The organism is uncultured Shewanella sp. (assembly GCF_947495455.1).
Taxonomy (GTDB): Bacteria; Pseudomonadota; Gammaproteobacteria; order Enterobacterales; family Shewanellaceae; genus Shewanella.
Genome location: NZ_CANLZC010000068.1, coordinates 23,739 through 32,019 on the forward strand (window position 1 = coordinate 23,739; position 8,281 = coordinate 32,019).

General features: G+C 42.8%; 8 protein-coding genes. 3 read left to right on the forward strand and 5 right to left on the reverse strand.

Annotated features, from left to right (window positions below):
• Window positions 1-21: 21 nt before the first annotated feature.
• The 4 genes from Q0791_RS16485 to Q0791_RS16500 all read right to left on the reverse strand — a co-directional run bounded on the left by Q0791_RS16485 (window position 22) and on the right by Q0791_RS16500 (window position 3,601).
• Window positions 22-1,281: an NAD(P)/FAD-dependent oxidoreductase gene (locus tag Q0791_RS16485; protein ID WP_299008684.1), complete on the reverse strand. Its 1,260-nt coding sequence runs from the start codon at window positions 1,279-1,281 to the stop codon at window positions 22-24.
• Between the two features lie 86 nt (window positions 1,282-1,367).
• Complete coding sequence (gene gpsA, locus Q0791_RS16490) at window positions 1,368-2,396, reverse strand: NAD(P)H-dependent glycerol-3-phosphate dehydrogenase (protein ID WP_299008686.1); 1,029 nt, start codon at window positions 2,394-2,396, stop codon at window positions 1,368-1,370.
• A gap of 8 nt (window positions 2,397-2,404) precedes the next feature.
• A complete protein-coding gene (secB, locus tag Q0791_RS16495) occupies window positions 2,405-2,890 on the reverse strand; it encodes a protein-export chaperone SecB (RefSeq protein WP_299008688.1) in 486 nt (161 codons plus the stop codon).
• A 276-nt stretch (window positions 2,891-3,166) separates the two neighbouring features.
• On the reverse strand, window positions 3,167-3,601 hold the full coding sequence (locus Q0791_RS16500) for a rhodanese-like domain-containing protein (RefSeq protein WP_299008690.1): 435 nt from the start codon (window positions 3,599-3,601) through the stop codon (window positions 3,167-3,169).
• A 395-nt stretch (window positions 3,602-3,996) separates the two neighbouring features.
• Here Q0791_RS16500 and gpmM point away from each other — a divergent pair, with 395 nt between their 5' ends.
• Genes gpmM through Q0791_RS16515 form a run of 3 tightly spaced genes read left to right on the forward strand, consistent with a single transcriptional unit; the run spans window position 3,997 to window position 7,916 of the window.
• On the forward strand, window positions 3,997-5,541 hold the full coding sequence (gene gpmM / locus Q0791_RS16505) for a 2,3-bisphosphoglycerate-independent phosphoglycerate mutase (RefSeq protein WP_299008693.1): 1,545 nt from the start codon (window positions 3,997-3,999) through the stop codon (window positions 5,539-5,541).
• 10 nt (window positions 5,542-5,551) lie between these two features.
• Window positions 5,552-6,685 carry a peptidoglycan DD-metalloendopeptidase family protein gene (locus Q0791_RS16510; RefSeq protein WP_299008695.1) on the forward strand — a complete coding sequence of 378 codons (1,134 nt, stop codon included), beginning with the start codon at window positions 5,552-5,554 and terminating at the stop codon, window positions 6,683-6,685.
• Window positions 6,686-6,719: 34 nt separating this feature from the next.
• The gene (locus tag Q0791_RS16515; RefSeq protein ID WP_299008696.1) at window positions 6,720-7,916 is read left to right on the forward strand and encodes a S41 family peptidase; all 1,197 of its coding nucleotides are present in this window, start codon (window positions 6,720-6,722) and stop codon (window positions 7,914-7,916) included.
• On the opposite strand, the gene Q0791_RS16520 is transcribed toward Q0791_RS16515, so the two are convergent.
• Window positions 7,913-8,164 carry a YkgJ family cysteine cluster protein gene (locus Q0791_RS16520; protein ID WP_299008698.1) on the reverse strand — a complete coding sequence of 84 codons (252 nt, stop codon included), beginning with the start codon at window positions 8,162-8,164 and terminating at the stop codon, window positions 7,913-7,915. The genes Q0791_RS16515 and Q0791_RS16520 overlap by 4 nt on opposite strands.
• Between the last annotated feature and the right edge of the window lie 117 nt (window positions 8,165-8,281).

An 8,281-nucleotide genomic window follows, 5' to 3' on the forward strand; every position in this document is an offset into this window, starting at 1 on the left:
AATATCACAGTGGAGAGCTTGCTAACACACCTCTCCCGCCGCATAACCGCTAGACCAAGCCCACTGGAAGTTGTAACCCCCTAGCCAACCGCTGACATCGACGACTTCGCCGATAAAGTACAGGCCTTTTTGCGCTTTGACTTCCATGGTCTTGGACGACAGCGCATCGGTATTCACGCCGCCTAAGGTCACCTCGGCGGTACGATAGCCTTCGGTGCCATTAGGGTAAATGGTCCACCGAGTAAAATAATCAAGTAAGAAAGCTTGCTCGGCTTTGCTGAGCTGATTAATACTCTTTCTGCCAATGCGACTCTCGTTAGTCACACTCTCATTCGTCGCATTATCAGTATCAACTCCTAATGCTAACTCCCCTGACTCTAACTCTCCGAGCGCTAGCAGTCGCTCAATAAAGCGTTTAGGCATAATGCGGCACAGAGCATTTTTCAGTGATAGCTTGGGCGATTCTTTAATGGTCTCTGTTAGCCATGTCATGAAATCTAACTCAGGTATTAAATTGAAATACACGGCTTGACCCGGTTGCCAATAAGAAGATATTTGTAAAACCGATGGACCACTTAAGCCCCTATGGGTGAACAATAAGGCTTCTTTAAAGCTTTTTCCGCATTCACTGCTGGCGATCACAGGCAGGGATATTCCCGATAAGCATTCAAATTTGTTTTTATCGGCCACTTGCAACGTAAAAGGGACCAAAGCTGCAGAAGTGGGCAATACAGGCACAGAAAATTGCTTGGCCACTTGATAACCAAAAGGCGTTGCCCCCAATTTTGGCATAGACAAACCGCCAGTTGCGATGACTAACGACTCACAAGCGTATTGCCCCTGAGAGGTCTCAATCTGATATCCCGCTCCTGTTGCTTTAATGGCCACTATCTCTGTACGCAGTTGAATATTAACGCCCGCCCACTCGCACTCTGTTTTAAGCATTTCAACAATTTGTTTGGCGCTATCATCGCAAAATAACTGACCTAGCGTTTTTTCATGATAATCAATACCATGCCTCTCAACCATGGCAATGAAGTCCCACTGGGTATAGCGAGCTAATGCCGATTTACAAAAATGCGGGTTTTGACATAAATAAGCCGATGGCTCGATGCCAAGGTTGGTGAAATTACAGCGTCCGCCTCCGCTGATTAAAATTTTACGTCCAAGTTGTTTAGCATTGTCGAGCAGCAACACGTTTCGGCCTCGATAGCCCGCCGTTAAAGCACACATCAGCCCAGCTGCGCCGGCTCCTATTACTATTACATCTTGATGTTTCACTAAACCTTGCCCTCGGCCTTTATAGCAACTGAAATTAAAAAAGGATGCTATTGTAGCATCCTTTATTCCTTCTTACGCCTTTGACATTAAAACGACTCACTGGTTTTTTTTGTCTCAGACTTTTGCTCTCGACTTAGCAAGGCCTTAGCGGCTTCAACGGCAGGTTTATCTTGATAAAGTACTTGATAAACTTGCTCCACAATAGGCATCTCCACGCCCAAACGCTGAGCTAACACATACACTTCTTTAGTATTACGATATCCTTCGACCACTTGGCCGATTTCCGCTTGCGCCGTATCCACATTCAAGCCTTTACCTAAGGCTAACCCAAAGCGACGATTTCGAGATTGATCGTCTGTACAGGTAAGGACCAAATCACCTAACCCCGCCATGCCCATAAAGGTATCCGCTTGCGCGCCAACGGCTTTGCCTAAACGGGATAACTCCACGAGTCCTCGAGTGATCATGGCCGTGCGAGCATTGGCACCAAAGCCTATTCCGTCAGACAAGCCAGCCCCAATGGCCATCACATTTTTCACCGCGCCACCCAATTGCAGACCAATAAAATCATCATTAGCATACACGCGCAAACGCTTTGAACAGTGAAGCAACTGGATCAAATCTTGAGTGAAGCTATTATCGGTTCCTGCTATCGATATGGCGGTAGGCAATCCTGCTGCCAGCTCTTTGGCGAAAGTCGGTCCCGATAATACCGCAAGCGGGTAATTCTCGCCTAACACGTCACGAGCGACATCTTGCAATAAGCGTCCCGTTTCAGGCTCTAAACCTTTTGTCGCCCAAACGATACGACTATCACTGCGTAATAAATCTTTCGCTTGACTTAAGACGTCACCGAAAACATGACTAGGCACCACGACTAATATATTTTTAGACGCCGCTAATGCTGTTTTTAAATCAGATTCAAGGTGTAAACAATCGGGAAAAGGAATATCAGGTAAGGCACTTTGATGGCAACGCTGAGCTTGTAACTGCTCAACATGTTGAGGGTTATGGCCCCAAAGAAGGGTATTATTACCATTATTGGCTAAAGAAATAGCAAGGGCGGTGCCATAAGACCCCGCCCCTAATACCGTTATATCGGCAGTCTTTTTCATATAGCCAATTACGCGTTAGCTTCTGCTGCTTGTTGCGCTTGTGCTTCTTGCTGTTGTTGCATGTGCTGTGCAAATAATGCATCAAAGTTCACTGGTGCTAGGTTCAGTTGGGGGAAAGTACCACGACCGACTAAGCTACCCACAGTTTCTCTTGCATAAGGGAAAAGTACGTTAGGGCAATAAGCACCTAAAGAGTGAGCAAGCTGTGGCTCAGTAAGACCCGTAATTGAGAAAATGCCCGCTTGCTGTACTTCACAAAGAAAAGCGGTTTCGTCACCGTTTTTAGCTGTAACAGTTAAAGATAATACCACTTCATACACGTCATCAGCTAATTTTTCAGTGCGAGTATCAAGGTCTAGTTTAACTTCTGGAGACCATTCTTTTTGAAAAACAGCAGGGCTGTTTGGCGTTTCAAAAGAAATATCTTTCGTGTAAATACGTTGAATATTAAATTGTGGTCCAGTTTGTTCGTTGCTTGCTACTTCTTCAGCCATAGTATCCTACCAATCAGTTAATTAAGAGCCCTAAACTTAAACCAAATCAATTAAGCCTAACTTAAGTTCTATTGAGGTCTCATTTCAGGGGTTTCACACTGACTCTTATTTGAGTACATGCTCCATCCCACATTGTTAATTTTTATGCCAAAACATTGATATTTAATGTTTTAAATAACCAGTGCCAGCCATTTTATTTTTACTCATCTTGAAAGCCATATCACTTTAATCAATAAATTAATCAAAAAGCAATACGTGCAGATAACTTTTTACTGCTTACTTTTTACTTTTCGACACAGGCAAATTACTTGATTGCCACTCACCCATACCACCCGTTAAGTTATAAACCTGTTCAAAACCGTTTTTAACTAACAAGTGAGCCGCTTGGGAAGAGGTCATTCCTGCGCTACATACTAATATAATGGGACTGGCTTTAAACTTTTCAAGAGCGGAAATTTTATTATTTTTAATATCGGCTAGTGAAACGTTAATTGCATCAACAATGTGACCTTTTTTAAAGTCAGCTTTTGCTCTAACATCAACCACTTGAGCGTTTTCTTTGTTCATTAACAATACAGCTTGTTGATGTTTAATATTCTTGACTTTTGAGACGCTGCTCTTAAATGTGACTACGACCAATCCAACAAACAAACCAATCCAAGCCAAGCTGAGCATAGGATTAGCTTTTAAAAATTCAATATATTCTTGCATTATTCACTGCCTACTAATTTGGGCTTTTAGATTAATTGAGCCGCAGTATAACCCCAAACCACCTGATAATGCGAGTTTCAGCATGTGAAGCGAAAAACACTTTTACCCTGTTTAATCACTAAGCCTATGACCTCAATCGAGGTAAAGCGCTTTATACGCGTCCACGCCCGTAGTAAACTGAGTGCAATTTAAAACTTATCATTCTTAACCTAATAAGCCTCAACTAGACTGGGTAAACAGCGGCAAAGGTCATCTAATCGCGATTCAAAAAAATGATCAAACACCTTACTTTGTGTTTATTCTTATTTAGGATCAATGATTTCACCACATGCCATATCATTTTACTCACAAAAAGACTCGTTGCCTTCATTAGGAATAACATTAGAGGTACCACCATGACAACGCGCAAACGCCCATTGGCATTGCTAATTTTAGACGGTTGGGGTTATCGAGAAAATACCGATAACAATGCTATATATCATGCCAACACGCCCGTATTAGATAAGCTCAACGCACAATACCCCAATAGTTTAATTTCAGGCTCAGGCAGTGATGTGGGCTTACCCGAAGGGCAAATGGGTAATTCTGAAGTGGGTCATATCAATATCGGCTCAGGACGGATTGTCTATCAAGAGTTAACGCGCATAAGCAAAGCCATCGAAGACGGTGAATTTGATACAAATCCAGCCCTCTTAGCAGCCATAGATGATGCCATTGCAAAAAAGGGCGCGGTACATCTTATGGGGTTATTATCGCCAGGTGGCGTACACAGCCATGAAGAGCATATTGAAGCTATGTGCCGCTTAGCGGTTAAACGTGGAGCTAAGAATGTCTATCTACATGCCTTTTTAGATGGACGAGATACGCCTCCTCGAAGCGCAAAAGCCAGCTTAGCTCACTTCGATGCCCTGTTTGACGAACTCGGTACTGGCCAAATAGCCTCCCTTATTGGCCGCTACTATGCAATGGATAGAGATAATCGCTGGGATCGCGTCTCTCAAGCCTATGAATTAATCACTCAAGGTAAAGGCTTATTTCATTTCAATACATCACTTGAAGCGCTCGATGCCGCTTATGCGCGCGATGAAAATGACGAATTCGTCAAAGCGTCTACGATTGCTAACCCTAGTGGCCAGAGTATCCAGCTAACGGATGATGATGCCCTCATTTTTATGAACTTCAGAGCCGATAGAGCTCGCCAGATCACTCGCAGTTTCGTTGATCCTACTTTTGATGGTTTTGAGCGAGCGGTGACTCCTAAAGCCCATTTTGTGATGCTAACAGAATACGCCGCTGACATTGCCGCGCCCATTGCCTACCCCGCGACCAAATTAGTTAACACATTAGGCGAAACCCTTCAAAATGCGCATAAAACACAACTCAGGATCTCTGAAACCGAAAAATATGCCCATGTCACCTTCTTCTTTAATGGTGGTGTAGAACAAGCCTTTGAAGGAGAAGAGCGCATTTTAATCCCTTCACCTAAGGTCGCGACATATGACTTACAGCCTGAAATGAATTCAACCTTGCTCACCGATAAGCTAGTTGAAGCCATTGGTTCAGGCAAATTCGACACTATCATTTGTAACTACCCAAATGGGGACATGGTTGGCCATACTGGCAGCTTTGATGCAGCAGTCAAAGCTTGCGAAGCCGTCGATACCTGTATTGGCCGCGTTGTTGATGCTCTTGAAAAAGTCGGTGGTGAATGCTTAATCACAGCCGATCACGGTAATGCTGAACAGATGACAGATCCTCAAACAGGCCAAGCACACACAGCACATACCAGTGAACTTGTCCCGCTTATTTATTTTGGTCGACCAGCCAAAATAGAAAAAGGCGGAAAATTGAGTGATTTAGCTCCAACTATGTTAACATTAATGGGACAAGCCGTTCCTCAAGAAATGACGGGGCGTTCTATCATCAAACTCGATGAGTAAATAAATCACAGTGAATAAAAGCCTTATCATACAAGCCAGCCTACTAGCTGGCTTGCTAATACTAACCTTCCCGTTGCAAGCCAATGATCTGCAGCAGCGTCAATCTGAATTAAAATCACTCACTGCTGAGATTAATAAGCAAGCTTCCACTGTTAAAGCCACCTACAAACAGAGAGAACAATTGCAGGCTTTGTTGAAAAAAGATGAAAAAGCCATCGCTTCTGTCGCCAAAAAGGTCAATCAAACGCAGCAAACTTTAAAAGAACTCGAAAGTGCAATCCATAAGCTTAATGTGCGAAAGCAAGCCCTCAATGAATCAAAAAAAACGCAACAACAAGTTCTATCTAAACAATTAACCAGCGCCTATCTCGCAGGCAATTACGATTACAGTAAAATGTTACTGAATCAACAGTCACCAGCCAGTATCGAGCGCATGCTGACCTATTACCAATATCTCAATAATGCTCGCATAGCCTCCATTAAAGCCTTACAACAAACGCTATCTGAGCTTGACGATATCGAACGAGAACAAGAACAACGCCAAACTCAGTTGAACGGCCTAATATTAGAACAAAATGCCCTTGCTGAAACCCTCAAAAAAGAACAAGCCCAACGTAAAGGCACATTAAACCAGCTACAAAATACGCTCAATACCCATGGCGCAAGGCTTGAACAGCTACAAATAGAGCAAGCAAGCTTAAAAAATCTAGTGGATCGTACATTAGCCATGACGAAAAATGACTCTGCTATGGCAGGGTTGAAAAACAATCGAACATTAAAATGGCCGACACTAGGGCGTATTAAAACAGCATTCGGCAATATTCGTTCGGGGAAAATAAAATGGAAAGGAGTCACTATCTCAGCGCCAGAAGGACGTAGCATTGCCGCCATCGCCTCAGGTAAGGTCATTTATGCCGATTGGCTAAGAGGTTTTGGTATGGTATTGGTCATAGATCATGGCAAAGGTTATATGAGTCTCTATGGCTACGCTCAAGCCTTACTAAAAGAAGCTGGCGATAAAGTACAACAAGGTGACACTATTGCCCTCGTCGGACGATCAGGTGGACAGAGCGAGCCTAGCCTATACTTTGAAGTAAGGTATAAGGGACAAGCCGTGGATCCTGCAAGGTATTGCACACGATAAAAGGTTTTTTCCCTTTCTATATCAAGGGGTTAAAATGAAGTCACTATATCGTTATATGAGTTGTGTCGCCATAGGTTTAACACTCGGCCTGTCCATTACACTGTTAGATAAGAGTCATTCTCAAGAATATAGTTTTCGCAAACATTATCCATTATTACTTGAAGTCATGGATTCAATACAGGCTTATTATGTTGATCCCATAAGCGAAGATGAGTTGATGCAAGCCGCCATTGCAGGAGTCTTTGATAAATTAGATCCTTATTCAGGTCTATTAGATAAACAAGATTTTCAAAACATCAAAGACAGTAATAACGGCGAGTATTTTGGCTTTGGCATAGAAATCGCCATCGAAGATGACAAAATCACTATTATCACCCCCTTTGCTCATTCTCCTGCGGCTCAAGCAGGGATCCAACCTGGCGATCAAATTATTCGTCTCAATAAACAAGCTGTGACCTCAGATAAACTCAATACACTCCTAAGTGAGATGAAGCAGCACAGTAAAGATAAAAAAGCCATCGATATCATGTTGACTCGCGCCAGTACTCAGAAAACCTACTCAGTCACATTAAAACCTAGTCTTATTAAAATCACGTCTGTCAAAGCCCAATTACTCGATAATTACATCGGCTATATACGCTTATATAATTTCCAAGAAAACTCGACCAAAGAAATCACCCAGCAGCTTTTACAATGGCAAGCCATTCCTCTTCAAGGGATCATTCTTGATTTACGTAATAATCCCGGTGGACTACTCGATCAGGCAGTCAGCATTGCAGATATCTTTCTCGATAAAGGACGTATCGTTTCTACCCAAGGGCGTTATTTTGATGCCAACTCAGACTACTATGCTTCTTCAAAAAGTATGCATAACAAGATCCCTTTACTTGTCATCATCAATAAAGGCTCAGCATCGGCTTCAGAAGTACTCGCCGCAGCATTACAAGACAATCATAGAGCAAAATTAATTGGGCAAACCAGTTACGGTAAAGGCACAGTACAGAGTTTAATACCCACGCTGATCGAAGGCCATGCCATAAAGCTCACTATCGCTAATTACACGACGCCAAAAGGAAAAAACATCAATAAAACCGGAATAGAGCCAGACATAAAAATTGTATTGGAAAAAAATGAAATTAACCAAGCCGTTTCTCTACTCACCCATGTCGACATTCAAAAAGACAAATTACTCAATACTGCAGTTGCTTGGTTCAATCAACCTCAGCCTTAAGCAGTCGCAGTCTCAAGGTCGCTTAACAACCAAATGGCTTCATCCTTTGTATTTCCACAAACATCTTTGGTTGCGGCAAACATATGACAAACCTTTGGGCGCTCTGGCAAGCCAAAGAGTTTGCAGAGGTTATCTTCATTGAGCTGAATACAACGCACTCCAGCAGGCTTGCCTTCAAGCATACCAGGAATAGGCGTTGTAATAGATGGCGCAATACAACAAGCACCGCAGCCTAAGCGACAATCCATAACTGATACCTAATCAACAAAAACACCTATATTATACCAATTTGTTAAGGCAAGTTAAAGATGTCACATTAGGGAGCAAAGTAGACATGTCACACAAGTCTGTGTCTTTTATCAATC

Excerpts from the sequence above, each read along its gene's own strand:
- gpsA (WP_299008686.1), bottom strand. The coding sequence starts at position 2,396 with ATGAAAAAGACTGCCGATATAACGGTATTAGGGGCGGGGTCTTATGGC.
- secB (WP_299008688.1), bottom strand. The coding sequence starts at position 2,890 with ATGGCTGAAGAAGTAGCAAGCAACGAACAAACTGGACCACAATTTAAT.
- Q0791_RS16500 (WP_299008690.1), bottom strand. The coding sequence starts at position 3,601 with ATGCAAGAATATATTGAATTTTTAAAAGCTAATCCTATGCTCAGCTTG.
- gpmM (WP_299008693.1), top strand. The coding sequence starts at position 3,997 with ATGACAACGCGCAAACGCCCATTGGCATTGCTAATTTTAGACGGTTGG.
- Q0791_RS16515 (WP_299008696.1), top strand. The coding sequence starts at position 6,720 with ATGAAGTCACTATATCGTTATATGAGTTGTGTCGCCATAGGTTTAACA.
- Q0791_RS16520 (WP_299008698.1), bottom strand. The coding sequence starts at position 8,164 with ATGGATTGTCGCTTAGGCTGCGGTGCTTGTTGTATTGCGCCATCTATT.